Origin of the sequence: Prevotella sp. oral taxon 313 (genome assembly GCF_003043935.1) — a bacterium.
Lineage (GTDB): Bacteria > Bacteroidota > Bacteroidia > Bacteroidales > Bacteroidaceae > Prevotella > Prevotella jejuni.
In genome coordinates, this window is the sequence record NZ_PYXE01000001.1 from 2,924,606 (window position 1) to 2,939,285 (window position 14,680).

A 14,680-nucleotide genomic window follows, 5' to 3' on the forward strand; every position below is an offset into this window, starting at 1 on the left:
TGATAAGCTTTTAAGGAATGAAGGAAAGCAAAAAAATAGGATATGCCAGTCGTCTGACATATCCTATTCTATATGCTATTTGATGATAATATCTGTCTTTCGACAGGCGAGACTTAGGCGTTTACACGGCCCAAGTAGCTACCATCACGAGTGTCAATCTGGATAACTTCACCCTCATTGATGAAGAGAGGGACACGAACAACAGCACCTGTCTCAAGTGTAGCAGGCTTTGTTGCGTTTGTAGCAGTGTTACCCTTAACGCCTGGCTCGCTGTGTGTGATAGTCAAGGTAGTCTTAACAGGCATCTCAGCGAGGAGGATTGTGCCGTCAGAAGTGTCTGTAACAACCTCTACAACGTCACCTTCCTTCATGTAGTCAGAACCAGTAATCTGGTGCTTAGGGATAGGAATCTGCTCGAAAGTCTCCTGATTCATGAAGATGTAACCCGTTGGATCCTGATAAAGATACTGGTAAGGGCGACGCTCAACACGTACATCTTCAAGTTTGAAACCTACCTGGAATGTACGCTCAAGCACACGGCCGTCTGATACATTCTTTAGTTTGGTAATCATAACAGTGTTTCCTTTACCTGGCTTGCGGTGCTGGAAGTCGATGCAAGTCCAAATTTTACCATCGAGACGGATACATGTTCCGATCTTGATTTCCTGTGAATTAATCATAATCTGTTAATATCTAATTTGTTATTTTTTATATGCTGTTATCTTGTAAATGCGGTGCAAAGTTACAGAAAATATAGAAAAAAACGTAAATAAAGGGCGTAAAAATCATCGTTTTCTTGGTTAATTCAAAAAGATTAAGTAATTTTGCAGCCCATAATGGCAGGCTTTGTCCTGTCGTACTGATAATTTGCATAATAACAATAAAATAGGATAAGAAAATGAAAAGAACATTTCAGCCGCACAATCGTCGCCGTGTCAACAAGCATGGTTTCCGCGAGAGAATGGCAACAAAGAACGGTCGTCGCGTATTAGCTGCCCGTCGTGCCAAGGGTCGTAAGAAGTTAACTGTTTCTGACGAGCATCACGGAAAGTAAATGAGTACGCCTGTCCTTGATGAGGAAATAGGTGAAAACGGAAAGAAGTAGAGAGTATTCTTTGCTTCTTTCCGTTTTTTTATCTAACTTTGCCAGATAGAATTATGAGTTGACAAGTTGGTGAGTTGGTAGGTAGACAAGTTGACAGGTTGACGAGTAAACAAGTTATTTGAGAATACTACGAGTTGATTAGTTAGAAGAAAAAGAGACAAGTTGAATGACATCAAGAGAATTCTTCCACAAATTTAACAGCACATATATCTGGGGTAATATCCTTGCTATTGTCATCCTTGTGCTGATACTCTCGATAGGAGTCAGGTTTGGGCTTGACTATTATACACTTCATGGTGAGTCTATCGTCGTACCGAATGTTATTCATAAGCAGTATGATGATGCTGTGGATATAATGGATAAAGTAGGACTGACAATCGAGGTTACGGATACAGGATATGTGAAGGAGCTTCCTGCTGATTGTATTCTTGAACAATCGCCAGCAGGAGGTAAGCGCGTTAAGTCTACCCATGTAATCTATGTAACGATTAATGCTGCGAGCGCTCCATCGCTTGTCATCCCTGATATTATTGATAATAACTCGCTTCGTGAGGCGCAGGCTCAGTTGCTCTCTATGGGCTTTAAGGTCGGTGAACCAGAATATATCCCTGGTGAGAAAGACTGGATTTATGGCATCTTGGTTAATGGTAAGCATGTACAAGCAGGCGATCGTGTTCCATCTGATGCTGTGATTGTCTTGCAGGTGGGTGATGGTACACGTCAAATCTCTGATACAGCAGGACTGAATGAGCCTGAGTATGAAGACGTGGAAGTAGAAGAGAAGGTTCCTAAATACGATGAGGTAGAGGAATATGTAGAGGTGCCTGTTGATGAGAATGGCAACGAGATAAAAGATAGCCGTGGAAGGTCGGGTACTGGTAGTTCGGGTCCCTCTTCACAATCGGGCTTACCTGCCGACCCATCTTCGGTTAGATCAAAAGAGTAGTTTACGATGACAACAGAAGAAGAGATTGTTTTTGACGATGAGCTTAACGATGATCTCCTTCCTACTGAAGGCTGTGGAGAAGGGGAGGGAACATTGTATGAGCACTTCCGTGTCGTGGTAGACAAAGGGCAAGAGCCTGTCCGTATTGATAAGTTCCTCTTCGAACGGATGCAACACTCCAGTCGTAACCGTATTCAGAAGGCTGCTGATGCGGGGTATATCCATGTGAATAACGCACCAGTGAAGAGTAATTATAAGGTGCGTCCAGAGGATGTTATCACCTTAATGCTCGACCGCCCAAAGCATGATAATACGATAGAGGCAGAGGATATACCCTTAGATATTGTTTATGAGGACAATGTCTTGATGGTAGTAAACAAGCCGGCGGGTCTTGTCGTGCATCCTGGAGCAGGCAACTTCCATGGTACATTGATCAACGCAGTGGCTTGGCATCTGCGGGACATGCCTTCCTTCGACCCTAATGACCCTGAGGTTGGGTTGGTACATAGGATAGACAAGGATACGAGTGGCCTTTTGGTGATTGCAAAGACGCCTGATGCGAAGACAGCCTTGGGTAAACAGTTCTTTAATAAGACAACCCATCGCAGCTATAATGCCCTTGTTTGGGGTAATCTGACAGATGATGAAGGGCGCATCGAAGGGAACATTGCGCGTGATCCGAAGGATAGATTGCGGATGACTGTATTCCCTCCTGATTCGGAGATCGGTAAGTCTGCTGTCACACATTATCGTGTCATTGAGCGCTTCGGTTATACAACACTTATCGAGTGTATCCTTGAGACGGGACGTACACACCAGATTCGTGCACACATGAAACATATTGGTCATCCTTTGTTCGGGGACGAGCGTTATGGAGGAACGGAGATTCTGCGTGGGCAACGGTCGAGTTCTTATAAGGCGTTCATCCATAACTGTCTTGCTATCTGCGACCGTCAAGCACTCCATGCACGGACGTTAGGATTCGTTCATCCAGTTACGGGTGAGCAGATGGACTTTACGAGTGAGCTTCCAAACGACCTTGCCACATTGATAGAGAAGTGGAGAAGCTACGTTGGAGGCTTAGCAAGCAAACAAGCTGACGAGTAGTGAAATTGTGAGTTGATGGTTGGGTAAATCGCTTATTAGTAGGATTTTAATTCGTCCATACCATTGACTATTCATAAAGATAGAAATAATAATAACCCAAATAAGCCCTACGAAGGGAATAAAAAATATCCTTCTCTGCAAGGGAAAAGAGGGAATAAAAATAAAAAAGGTACAATGAAAGAATTAAAGCGTACAATTGCTATCGTTTGTGGTGGCGACTCATCAGAGCATGATGTATCTATGCGTTCAGGACAAGGGTTATACTCTTTCTTTGATAAGGAGCGTTACAATATATATATAGTAGACGTAAGAGGTCTCGATTGGAATGTCGAATTGCCTGATGGAAGTATTGCTCCAATCGATAAGAACGACTTTTCTTTTGTCGTGAACGGTAAGCGTACGGAGTTTGATTATGCTTATATTACAATTCATGGACAGCCTGGTGAGAACGGAGTAATGCAAGGCTATTTCGATCTTCTCCATCTTCCTTACTCAACAGGAGGTGTGTTGGTTGAGGCTTTGACCTTTGATAAATATGTTCTTAATAACTATCTACGCAACTTTGGGATAAAGGTAGCAGACAGCATCTTGCTCCGTCGTGGTGAAGAGTACGATGAGGCTGAGATTGAAAAACGCCTTGGTATGCCTTGCTTCGTTAAGCCTTCTTCTGATGGAAGTAGCTTTGGTGTGTCAAAGGTGAAGAATATCGACCAGTTAGCACCAGCTCTTCGTGTTGCTTTTATGCAGAGTGATGAGGTGATGATAGAGGCTTTCATGGATGGAATGGAAATCTCTCAGGGTGTTTATAAGACTAAGAATAAGTCTGTTGTATTCCCTGCTACGGAGGTAGTAACCAGCAATGAGTTCTTTGACTACAATGCTAAGTATAACGGTCAGGTTGAGGAAATCACCCCAGCCCGTATGTCTGAGGAGACAGCTAAGCGTGTAACAGCCGAGACCAGTCGTATCTATGACATCCTTCATGCCAATGGTATCATCCGTATTGACTATATCATTTCAAAGGATAAGGACGGTAATGATGTCATCAACATGCTCGAAATCAATACTACTCCTGGTATGACAGCTACCAGCTTCATCCCTCAACAGGTGCGAGCAGCCGGTTTAGATATCAAGGATGTACTATCCGATATTGTTGAGAATCAGTTTTAGTGAAAGGATAGAGTTTATCTCTTTCAAGACAACATAAAGTAAGAGAGGGTATCAGATATGCCATTGTCCTTCCGACAGGCTTTCTGATACCCTCTCTTTTTCGTGTTTGTTCGTTGACAGAAAGTCACGAACAAACAGGTAATTATTATCTACGTCTGTGTGCAGGACGTGCAGGACGCTTGCCTACAGGGCGTTTGCCAGCTGGGCGCTTACCTACGGTTTGCTTTCTTGGAGTGCGGTTGCTGACCGTCTTCTCAGTTGTTTGCTGAGTCTGTGCAGGCTCTTCACGTACAATCTTCTCTGGCATCTTGTTCTCAGGACGGGTGAATCCATCTCTCTCAGCACGCTTACTCATAGTCTTGATACGTTTGTCGAGGTCTGGATGAGATGAGAACATGCGCTGCCATTTACTATCTTTTTGAACGCCAGCATCCTCTTCTAACTTCTTAAGACGCTCGAATGCAAGTGCCATAGCCCATGGGTTCTTATCGTTCTCCTTGAGGAAATCATAGCCGTAGGCGTCAGCCTTACTCTCTTGTTTCTGTGAATAGTTAGCTTGAAGGAGAGCCTCACCAAGGTCGCCAAGCTGTGACTGGCTAAGAGATGAAGCCACACCGTTGGTTGAAGAGATACCGTCTTTCAAGGCAGAGGTAAGCAAAGCTGTGCGGAATCGCTTCTTTGAGTCCTTGTGTGCGACGTGTCCAAGCTCATGTCCGATAACACCTAACAACTCATCATCGGTCATTGCGTCCATCAGAGAAGAGAAGACACGAACACTACCATCAGGACAAGCAAAGGCATTAACGTCTATAACATAGTACACCTTAAAGTTCAAAGGGATGCCTTCAACCGATGTCAGTCCCTTTGTCAGTCTATTCAGACGCTTCGTGTAAGGACTATTTGCGTCACAAACGTGGTTGTGCTCGTCCATCCATTCAATATACTCTTTTACATACTTTGCCATGTCGGCATCTGTTAATGTGGCTGCTTTTAGCACTTTCGTAGCACCACCTGCTGCTTTACCAATGTTGAACTGTGCCATTGCAGGCATGGAACCTAATAAGAGTAGGGCACTAACGCATACGCTAAAGATACTTTTTTTCATACGATTTTAGTAATTAATAATATTTCTTATAAGTGCAAATGTATTGATTATTTTTTGATTACACAAGCTAAATTAGGGCTTTCTATTTTCTTTAAATTTTATTTAAAATTGGGTTAATGATGGGTCTCTTTTGATTAATATTTAGTGTGTTATTATGTATATAATTATTAAGAAAACTGCCTTCAACGTGTACTTGAAATAGTATTAACCCTGTGCTTGTTTGGTATATGTGGTCTCTTCCCATCTCTGTAAGCTGCAATACGGTTGCTAACTGTCGTTTTCATCATGTGTCCGGAGGCTTCGGACAATCTGTCCGAGGCCTCTGGACACTTTGTCCGAAGCCTCCGGACAAGGTGTTCGAGATGTTTGGACATTGATAGATGAGGGGAGGGAAGCCAGATGATGACCTAATACTAAGAGTGAGTAAGGCGTTATGAATAAACTTGTCTGAGGATGTTTTTATTAGTTATCCATAGTCTAAGCGTTCTGAAAAGGTATTCTCTCTTTCACTTTTCATGTGTGATGAGAGTAGTTACTACTGATAGTTCAATTTGCAAAAAATAATTTTTCCTGTCATATCTGTTATCCTTTTTGGCTGTGTAGGTCGTTAGATAATAGCGTGGTTACACTAAATATTAAATATGACAGCAACTGAAAATAAAACTAATCTTGGTGTTTTGAGGTTATATCTACGGTAAAAAAATAAGGAACTGATGGACAACGCATGTCCTCTTTTACGTTTGACAATAAAAAAAGGACAACCGAATTACGGCTGTCCTTAGATGTTTATTTCTCTTGTCTGATTAGTTTCTGTTGTTACCGAAGAAACGGAGAAGATAGAGGAAGAGGTTGATGAAATCAAGGTAGAGGCTCAATGCACCAAGGAGTGCTATCTTCTGAGCACCCTCGTCAGCATCTGGTGCCATCTGAAGGTTGCGCTTAATCTTCTGAGCGTCCCATGCAGTAAGTCCTGTAAAGACAAGTACACCGATACCACTTACGATGAAATCGAACATTGCACTCTTTAGGAAGATGTTCACAAGACCTGCAATGATAAGACCGATAAGGGCCATGAAGAGGATACCCCCCATCTTCGTCAAGTCCTTCTTAGTAGTAGAACCTATCAATGCCATTGCTCCGAAGGTTCCTGCTGTTACAAGGAATGTCTTCGTGATGGCCGCTGATGAGAAGGCTGCGAAAATCCATCCTAATGTGAGTCCATTGACAGTAGCAAAGATAATGAACCATATTGTTGCTGCTGTGAGAGACAGTTTGTCAATGCGTGAAGAGAGATACCAGACGATACCAAACTCTACTAATGCCATGACAATCATAGCACCTCTACCCATGTAAAGGAACTGGATGAGCGCAGGAGAGTTACCCGCACCGTATGCTACGACACCAGTGATAGCAAGTGCCATCGTCATCCATATATAAACCTTACGCATTAAGGAAGGGAAGACACGTGACATCTCTAAGTCACGCTCTTGTGTGTTTGTTACGTTAGTGAAATTGTCAAAGTTCATATTCATTCTTTTTAATTTGTTATCAATGGGTTATTGGCTCAAAAGAAATGGGCCATCTATGTTTGAATGTACAAATGTCATGCCATTCAATCGCAAAGATAATGGAAAGATTAGATACTGACAAATGTAGCACATGTTTTTTCATTTTTTTAGATATTATGGTTTTTGCTTTATATAATAAGGTGGGTTACGTGTTATTATCATTTTCGCTTCGACTTTACGAAAGGCATACCTACTTTTATGTATTTTATGTATAATAATGTGTTCAATTACTTGCTATTACGCTTTTTTTGCCTAACTTTGGTCACTGTAATACATAGTACTTTGTAAGTATGATGTGTTATAGCTAAAAGTATTAAATATTTCACAACGTAACAAACAGACATTTATGAAAAAAGCCTGGAGAGGATTTACTGGTACAAAGTGGCTCGACGAAGTCAATATGCGTCAGTTTATCCAAGATAATTACGAAAGTTATGATGGTGATGCTTCATTCCTTGAAGAACCTACAGCCGCAACAAACAAACTTTGGGGTATGCTCAAAGAGCTGCAAAAGCAGGAACGTGCTAAGAATGGTGTGTTAGACATGGAGACCGAGGTCGTTTCCAGTATGACTGCCTACGGCCCTGGCTACATCGGAGAAGGAACCAAGGATTTGGAGAAAATTGTTGGTTTACAAACTGATAAACCTCTGAAGCGTGCGTTTATGCCGTATGGTGGTATCAAGATGGCTGAGCAAGCTTGCACAACCTACGGTTATGAACCTTCTGAAAAGCTACATGAAATCTTCACAAAGTATTGTAAGACACATAACGATGGTGTCTTCGATGCTTATACAGACGAGATGAAACTTGTAAGACACAACCATATTCTTACAGGACTCCCTGATACCTATGGTCGTGGACGTATCGTTGGTGACTATCGTCGAGTTGCACTTTATGGCGTAGACTTCCTTATCAACGAGAAAGCAAAGGATCTTCGCAACTGTGGAGACGGTACGATGACTGAAGAGATAATCCGTTTACGTGAAGAGATCTCTATGCAGATAAAGGCTCTTAAGGAGATGAAGGAGATGGCAGCCATCTATGGTTATGACATTTCTGAGCCTGCTAACAATGCACATGAGGCTGTTCAGTGGCTTTACTTTGGCTATTTAGCAGCCATAAAGACCCAGAACGGTGCGGCGATGTCGGTGGGTCGCATCTCAACCTTCCTCGATATCTACATTCAACGAGACTTCAAAGAAGGCACACTAACGGAGAAAGAGGCACAAGAACTTATCGACCACTTGGTTATGAAGTTCCGTATGGTTAAGTTTGCACGTATTCCTTCATACAACCAGCTCTTCTCTGGCGACCCTGTATGGGCTACGCTCGAGGTGGCAGGATTAGGTATGGACGGCCGTTCAATGGTGACTAAGAATGATTTCCGCTTCCTTCATACACTTGAGAATATGGGTCCTTCACCAGAGCCTAACCTCACCGTGCTCTATAGCTCTCGTCTTCCAAAGCATTTCAAGGACTATGCTGCGAAGATTTCTATCTCTACCAGCTCTATACAATACGAGAATGATGATGTTATGCGACCAATCTGGGGCGACGACTACTCTATCTGTTGCTGTGTATCTGCTACCCAGACAGGTAAGGAGATGCAGTTCTTTGGTGCTCGTGCAAACCTTGCTAAATGTCTTACATACGCTATTAGTGGTGGCGTTGACAGTAAGACACGTGAGCAGTGTGGACCTGCTTACCGTCCGATAGAGGGTGATGTCGTTACCTACGAGGAGTTTATGCCTCGCTTCATGGATATGATGGAGTGGTTGGCGGGTGTCTATGTAAACACATTGAACCTCATCCATTACATGCACGACAAGTACTTCTATGAGGCTGCAGAGCTCGCTCTCATCGATACAGACGTACGTCGTACTTTCGCAACGGGTATCGCTGGCTTCAGTCATGTGGTCGACTCTATCTCGGCTATCAAGTATGCTAAGGTGAACATCATACGTGATGAGACTGGCTTCCCAATAGAGTATAAGACGGAGGGTGACTTCCCTCGTTATGGTAATGACGATGATCGTGCTGACGATATAGCAGTATGGTTGTTAAAGACCTTCATGGATATGATTCGTAAACACCACACCTATCGTCACTCAGAGCCTACAACAAGTATCCTTACCATCACTTCAAACGTGGTATATGGTAAGTTTACAGGTAATATGCCAGATGGTCGTCCAGCTGGTGCACCGCTTGCGCCGGGTGCTAACCCGTCTTATGGCGCAGAGCAGAATGGCTTGTTAGCATCGTTGAACTCAACTGCCAAGCTCCCATACGAGTATGCGCTTGACGGTATCTCAAACACTCAGACGATTAGCCCAGACGCTCTTGGCCACAATGATGAGGAACGTGTCAACACGCTCGTGGGTGTTATGGATGGCTACTTCGACCGTGGTGCACACCATCTGAATGTGAATGTCTTTGGTGTAGACAAACTAATCGACTGTATGGAGCACCCTGAGAAGGAGGAGTATGCTAACTTTACCATCCGTGTGAGTGGCTACGCTGTGAAGTTCATCGACCTCACACGTGAGCAGCAGATGGACGTTATTGCTCGTCGAGCACATGGATCAATGTAAAGTGAATAGTCAACATATTGAATTATCGGATTTGCCGACATCCGAGACGATGCTGCGAGTGCACTCTGTAGAGTCGTTCGGGTCGGTTGATGGGCCTGGTATTCGTTTCGTCATCTTCCTTAAAGGATGTGCTATGCGGTGCCAGTACTGTCATAATCCAGACACATGGGACAGGGCGGGGGGTAACCTCCGCTCTGTTGATGATGTCCTTTCACAAGCACTTAGATACCGCAGCTATTGGGGTGAGAAGGGTGGCATCACGGTGAGTGGGGGTGAGGCGCTGCTACAGATACAGCCTCTGACCGAGCTATTCCATAAGGCTAAGGACTTAGGTATCAATACTTGTCTTGACACTTCTGCCCAACCTTTCAGCAGAAAGGATGGTCGTTTCTCGGCTTTTGAAGCATTAATGAAATATACCGACTTAGTCTTATTAGACATAAAGCATATTGACAATGATGCCCATAAACGGCTTACGGGGTGGGAGAATGAGAATATCTTAGATTGTGCACGTTATCTGTCGGATATTCATAAACCTGTGTGGATAAGACATGTCTTAGTCCCTGGTATTAATGACGACGATGAGTCGTTGCACAGACTTCGTTCTTTCATAGACACGTTAAGCAATGTGGAGCGTGTTGAGGTGCTGCCTTACCATGACTTGGGAGTCTATAAATGGGAGCAGTTGGGCATTCCTTATAAACTCACAGACGTGAAACCTCCTACGGAAGAGAGTGTTCTCCATGCACGTAAGATATTGACAGAATGACGGGGGTATATATATAATGGTGTAACAAGTGTCTTATAAGTAAGCTTCATGAGGGGTTTGCGTTATTCCTCTGGTGTTTTGTAGATACATGTTCCTCTGTTTTCTTGTCTCGTCGCTAAGCTTTTAGATGGTTATAGCAATAAGGTTAGCTTTAAGAGACGTAATGTGACAGGATGACTGATAGGTGGAGATAAGTTTGGAAGTATGTATGTTTTATTATTGAGTATTTATGCAACATGATGCGGTATAATAATACTCTTTCTTCTTAATTTATACGTTTTTATTTGCATATATCGGTGTAATTGCATACTTTTGCAGCCGAATTAGAATTTATATACGGGTTATGAAGGTAAAAAACAGTAGACTTGAAACATTGAAAATGCTTATTTCAAGTATGGAACTAAGTTCCCAAGAAGAAGTATTGAGGGTATTGGAACAAGAGGGATTTAAGCTGACGCAGGCTACGTTGAGTCGTGACCTAAAACAGTTGAAGGTGGCTAAGGCCGCTTCAATGAATGGTAAGTACGTTTATGTTCTACCAAACGAAACTATGTACCGACGTGTGACAACGCCTCGTAAGGCAACTGAGATGTTGCAGAGAAGTGGGTATATCTCGGTGAACATCTCTGGTCAGTTGGCTATTGTCAAGACGCGCCCTGGCTACGCCAGTGCTATTGCATACGATATTGATAACTTGGATTCTCCTTACATCTTAGGTTCTATTGCTGGCGATGATACCATCTTCATCGCTCTTCGTGAGGGTTCTACTCGTGGGCAAGTGCTGGATGCTTTGTCTTACGTAATCCCAGAGATTGGATAGTACTTAGGTAGTAATCAACTATATTCGACGTTAGCTCGTTGCGTATTTCCTTTGAATAGGGCTTTACGCAACGAGCTTTATTTATGGCTTATCCTATCTTCTTAGTGGTAGCTTGGTCGCTACTCCATATTTCGGAGGACTTAGGTGAAGCGTAAAAAACTATTACAGTTGGTCTCGACAAGTATCTTCGAAATAGGAATGTACTATCTCTTATAATTGAATCTGTAACCCACAAGTAATCAGTATGTTGTGAATAACGAAATAGAAGACGCCCTTCTTGCTCCAAGAAAGGCGTCTTCTTGCTTCTTGAAGGGCATGTTCTTGGATGAAGAAGGGCGTCTTCTTGAAACAAGTTGAGGCTCTCTTCGAATGGAGAAGGAAATGTTCGCCGAAATATCTTTACATTTTCTGCGTGCACGTTCAGGGTTCTTTCTTCTTCTTTTATAAATATCCTCTATATCTGTGTAGGGTTATTTAGCTTTGTTAGATTACACTTTTAAGTTACTATTTACATGCACAAACATCCTACAAGTGTGTATAAATTTAATTATTTAATGCTTATTTTATCGAATACTTGTTACTTTTTAATGCCGATATGATTTTATTTATTACTTTTGCGGAGAGTAAAGTAGTATGTTGAATTATGGAAGAAGCGATAAAGCAAATAGGCGAAAGATTAAAAGGGTTACGTGAATCTTTAGACCTCTCAGTAGAGGAAATGGCAGAGACCTGCGGTGTCACGGAGGAGAAATATCTAAAGATGGAAGCGGGTGAGAACGACTTGTCGGTTAGTAGACTGTATAAGTTGTCTCAAAAGTATGGTATTGCATTGGACGCTTTGATGTTTGGTGAGGAACCACACATGTGTTCTTATTTCCTTACACGTAGGGGGAAAGGTATGAGCGTAGAGCGTAAGTTCGCATATAAATATCAGAGTTTAGCAAGCGGATTCAGTGGGCGTCGGGCCGACCCCTTCCTTGTGACGGTTGAGCCGAAGCCTGAAGATGCCCCTGTAAATATGGATATACACCCTGGACAAGAGTTCAATATGGTTTGGGAAGGCCGTATGGACCTGCGAATAGGGGATAAGAAATTTATCTTAGAACCAGGCGATTGTATTTATTTTGATGCTAATCAGCCTCACTGTATGCGTGCTTTGGATAACGTGACGATGCGCTTCTTGGCAATTATATTTTAGGTTTTTAATTCACTCAATAGCTCTAAGTAAACGATGGAATATCGTGAGACTTAGAGAAAGGGTTTGGTCTTTTAATGTTTATTTATGTGCTATAGAGTAGTCTATAGACCATGTTTTTAATTCAATAGGATAAGATGATAGAAAGATATTTGACGCAAACACATTTCACGTCAGAGGCAGATTTTCGAGAACACTTGCATTTCAAAGTCCCTGAAACATTTAACTTTGCTTATGATGTCATGGACGAATGGGCGAAAGTGGCACCTGATAAGTTGGCTTTGTTGTGGACCAGTGAGCGTGGAGAGGAGCTGAAAGCGACGTATGCGGAGTTCAAAGAGCAGACCGATCAAGCTGCTGCTTATTTCCTAAGTCTTGGTATTCGACGTGGAGACAAGGTTATGCTGATTTTGAAACGCCATTATCAATGGTGGGTTTCGATGATGGCTTTGTGTAAGATAGGGGCTGTGGCTATCCCTGCAACCCACATGTTGACGGCAAGTGATATTGTCTATCGTAATCAACGTGCGTCGGTGAAGGCTATTATATGCGTCAATGATGAATACGTAACGACGCAGGTTCTGCAGGCTATGGCGGAGAGTCCAACAGTTGAAGTGCTCGTTGCTGTTAACTCATTGGCTAAGAGAAATAAACCTGTGGCTGAAGGTTTTCATGATTGGTTTGCTGAATTGGAGAAGGCACCAGCCTTTGTTCGACCAGAGAAGGTAAACTCCAATGAAGACACGATGCTGATGTATTTCACAAGTGGTACCAGTGGAGAGCCGAAGATGGTGGCACATGATTATCTCTATGCGTTAGGTCATCTTATTACGGGTGTCTTTTGGCATAACCTCGATGAGGATAGTGTCCATCTGACGGTGGCTGATACTGGTTGGGGTAAGGCTGTATGGGGTAAGCTTTATGGGCAGTGGTTTGCCGGCGCAACGGTCTTTGTGTATGATCATGAGAAATTTACGGCTGAGAAGATTATGTGTATGATGGAGAAATATCACATTACATCGTTCTGTGCTCCACCTACTATCTATCGCTTTATGCTGCAAGAAGATTTCTCAAAATACGACCTCTCTTCGCTAAGATACTGTACTACGGCAGGAGAAGCACTTGAGCCTGTTGTGTTCCAAAAGTTCTTCGACCTCGTTGGAGTTAAAATGATGGAGGGATTTGGACAGACTGAAACAACGATGACTTTGGGTACTTTTCCTTGGGTTAAACCTAAACCTGGAAGTATGGGAAAGCCTAATCCTCAGTATGATATACAATTGTTGAGGCCTGACGGAACACCGTGTGAAGATGGTGAGAAGGGTGAGATATGTATCGATACCAGTGCAGGAAAACCGTTGGGACTCTTTAAGGGCTATTATCGGGATACTGAACTGACGGAGAAGGTGTGGCATGATAATCTCTATCATACAGGCGATTTGGCTTGGCGTGATGAGGAAGGATACTTTTGGTTTGTAGGTCGTGCTGATGATGTCATTAAGAGTTCGGGCTATCGTATTGGTCCGTTTGAGGTAGAGAGTGCGTTAATGACGCATCCGGCTGTCGTTGAGTGTGCTGTGACGGGTGTACCTGATGAAATTCGTGGTATGGTTGTTAAGGCTACTGTTGTCCTTGCTAAGGAGTGGAAGGATAAGGATAAAGAGGCGCTCATAAAGGAGTTGCAGGGTCATGTTAAACGTGTGACTGCTCCTTATAAGTATCCGCGTATCATTGAATTTGTGGATGCTTTGCCTAAAACTATCTCTGGTAAGATTCGTCGTGTGGAGATTCGTGAGCGTGATAAGCAGTAGTCTTCTGCCTTCAGAGGACTGTAAAACGGTGTGTATCGGGTGGGTGGTTAGGCTAATCTCTGACTTTTTTTAATTCAAAGATAGAGCCTCTGCCCCTTGTTGATGCTGTTCCGTTGAATTTAAAGAGGCATGAGAATGATGTGTGATTGCTTTTATTACGGTTGTATGTTGCTTATATTATATAAGGTGTAATCCGATTATTAAGCTTCAAATTAGGTCTGAAAGAAGAAAAAGTGCACTTTTTTGAAACTTTTTCTTCAAAATGTTTGGAGGGTAAGTAAATTCTCTATACCTTTGCACTCGCTTTACAAAACAAGCCACCTGGCAAGTTAGTTAAAGCATAGAAGAAAGAGTTCTTTGAAAAGATTTACATAAACAGAGAAGTAGTACAAGAAGCGTCTGTTTGGTTTTATATCAAATGGATGGGTAAAAGAAACGAACCGATCAATTCATTGTTTCTGCTTTTGAGGCATCGCTTCAAAACAATTAAG

General features: G+C 42.7%; 12 protein-coding genes. 9 read left to right on the top strand and 3 right to left on the bottom strand.

Features of this window, described 5'->3' with window-relative positions:
- Positions 1-113: 113 nt before the first annotated feature.
- Complete coding sequence (gene efp / locus AXF23_RS11455; RefSeq protein WP_009012547.1) at positions 114-680, bottom strand: elongation factor P; 567 nt, start codon at positions 678-680, stop codon at positions 114-116.
- A 218-nt stretch (positions 681-898) separates the two neighbouring features.
- On the opposite strand from efp, the gene rpmH reads away from it, so the two are divergent.
- From rpmH to AXF23_RS11475, 4 genes are all read left to right on the top strand, one after another.
- Positions 899-1,054, top strand: a complete 156-nt coding sequence (rpmH, locus tag AXF23_RS11460; RefSeq protein ID WP_004361653.1) for a 50S ribosomal protein L34 — start codon at positions 899-901, stop codon at positions 1,052-1,054.
- Between the two features lie 217 nt (positions 1,055-1,271).
- Entirely contained in the window at positions 1,272-2,051 is a 780-nt protein-coding gene (locus AXF23_RS11465; RefSeq protein ID WP_107625379.1) for a PASTA domain-containing protein, read from the top strand.
- Between the two features lie 6 nt (positions 2,052-2,057).
- Positions 2,058-3,158: an RluA family pseudouridine synthase gene (locus AXF23_RS11470; RefSeq protein ID WP_107625380.1), complete on the top strand. Its 1,101-nt coding sequence runs from the start codon at positions 2,058-2,060 to the stop codon at positions 3,156-3,158.
- A gap of 174 nt (positions 3,159-3,332) precedes the next feature.
- Positions 3,333-4,328 carry a D-alanine--D-alanine ligase gene (locus tag AXF23_RS11475; RefSeq protein ID WP_107625381.1) on the top strand — a complete coding sequence of 332 codons (996 nt, stop codon included), beginning with the start codon at positions 3,333-3,335 and terminating at the stop codon, positions 4,326-4,328.
- Positions 4,329-4,473: 145 nt separating this feature from the next.
- On the opposite strand, the gene AXF23_RS11480 is transcribed toward AXF23_RS11475, so the two are convergent.
- Positions 4,474-5,433 (bottom strand): M48 family metallopeptidase, encoded by a 960-nt coding sequence (locus AXF23_RS11480; RefSeq protein ID WP_089365382.1) that lies wholly within the window; start codon positions 5,431-5,433, stop codon positions 4,474-4,476.
- 803 nt (positions 5,434-6,236) lie between these two features.
- Complete coding sequence (locus tag AXF23_RS11485; RefSeq protein ID WP_089365381.1) at positions 6,237-6,965, bottom strand: Bax inhibitor-1/YccA family protein; 729 nt, start codon at positions 6,963-6,965, stop codon at positions 6,237-6,239.
- Positions 6,966-7,347: 382 nt separating this feature from the next.
- On the opposite strand from AXF23_RS11485, the gene pflB reads away from it, so the two are divergent.
- The 5 genes from pflB (at position 7,348) to AXF23_RS11510 (ending at position 14,189) form a co-directional block, all read left to right on the top strand.
- Entirely contained in the window at positions 7,348-9,594 is a 2,247-nt protein-coding gene (gene pflB, locus AXF23_RS11490; RefSeq protein WP_009012539.1) for a formate C-acetyltransferase, read from the top strand.
- Entirely contained in the window at positions 9,581-10,363 is a 783-nt protein-coding gene (gene pflA, locus AXF23_RS11495; protein ID WP_167386060.1) for a pyruvate formate-lyase-activating protein, read from the top strand. The genes pflB and pflA overlap by 14 nt, the downstream gene beginning before the upstream one ends.
- 343 nt (positions 10,364-10,706) lie before the next feature.
- Positions 10,707-11,183 carry an arginine repressor gene (locus tag AXF23_RS11500; protein WP_089365379.1) on the top strand — a complete coding sequence of 159 codons (477 nt, stop codon included), beginning with the start codon at positions 10,707-10,709 and terminating at the stop codon, positions 11,181-11,183.
- Between the two features lie 643 nt (positions 11,184-11,826).
- A complete protein-coding gene (locus tag AXF23_RS11505; protein WP_107625382.1) occupies positions 11,827-12,381 on the top strand; it encodes a helix-turn-helix domain-containing protein in 555 nt (184 codons plus the stop codon).
- Between the two features lie 134 nt (positions 12,382-12,515).
- The gene (locus tag AXF23_RS11510; protein WP_107625383.1) at positions 12,516-14,189 is read left to right on the top strand and encodes an AMP-binding protein; all 1,674 of its coding nucleotides are present in this window, start codon (positions 12,516-12,518) and stop codon (positions 14,187-14,189) included.
- The last annotated feature ends 491 nt before the right edge of the window (positions 14,190-14,680 follow it).

Excerpts from the sequence above, each read along its gene's own strand:
- efp (WP_009012547.1), bottom strand. The coding sequence starts at position 680 with ATGATTAATTCACAGGAAATCAAGATCGGAACATGTATCCGTCTCGAT.
- rpmH (WP_004361653.1), top strand. The coding sequence starts at position 899 with ATGAAAAGAACATTTCAGCCGCACAATCGTCGCCGTGTCAACAAGCAT.
- AXF23_RS11465 (WP_107625379.1), top strand. The coding sequence starts at position 1,272 with ATGACATCAAGAGAATTCTTCCACAAATTTAACAGCACATATATCTGG.
- AXF23_RS11470 (WP_107625380.1), top strand. The coding sequence starts at position 2,058 with ATGACAACAGAAGAAGAGATTGTTTTTGACGATGAGCTTAACGATGAT.
- AXF23_RS11475 (WP_107625381.1), top strand. The coding sequence starts at position 3,333 with ATGAAAGAATTAAAGCGTACAATTGCTATCGTTTGTGGTGGCGACTCA.
- AXF23_RS11480 (WP_089365382.1), bottom strand. The coding sequence starts at position 5,433 with ATGAAAAAAAGTATCTTTAGCGTATGCGTTAGTGCCCTACTCTTATTA.
- AXF23_RS11485 (WP_089365381.1), bottom strand. The coding sequence starts at position 6,965 with ATGAATATGAACTTTGACAATTTCACTAACGTAACAAACACACAAGAG.
- pflB (WP_009012539.1), top strand. The coding sequence starts at position 7,348 with ATGAAAAAAGCCTGGAGAGGATTTACTGGTACAAAGTGGCTCGACGAA.
- pflA (WP_167386060.1), top strand. The coding sequence starts at position 9,581 with ATGGATCAATGTAAAGTGAATAGTCAACATATTGAATTATCGGATTTG.
- AXF23_RS11500 (WP_089365379.1), top strand. The coding sequence starts at position 10,707 with ATGAAGGTAAAAAACAGTAGACTTGAAACATTGAAAATGCTTATTTCA.
- AXF23_RS11505 (WP_107625382.1), top strand. The coding sequence starts at position 11,827 with ATGGAAGAAGCGATAAAGCAAATAGGCGAAAGATTAAAAGGGTTACGT.
- AXF23_RS11510 (WP_107625383.1), top strand. The coding sequence starts at position 12,516 with ATGATAGAAAGATATTTGACGCAAACACATTTCACGTCAGAGGCAGAT.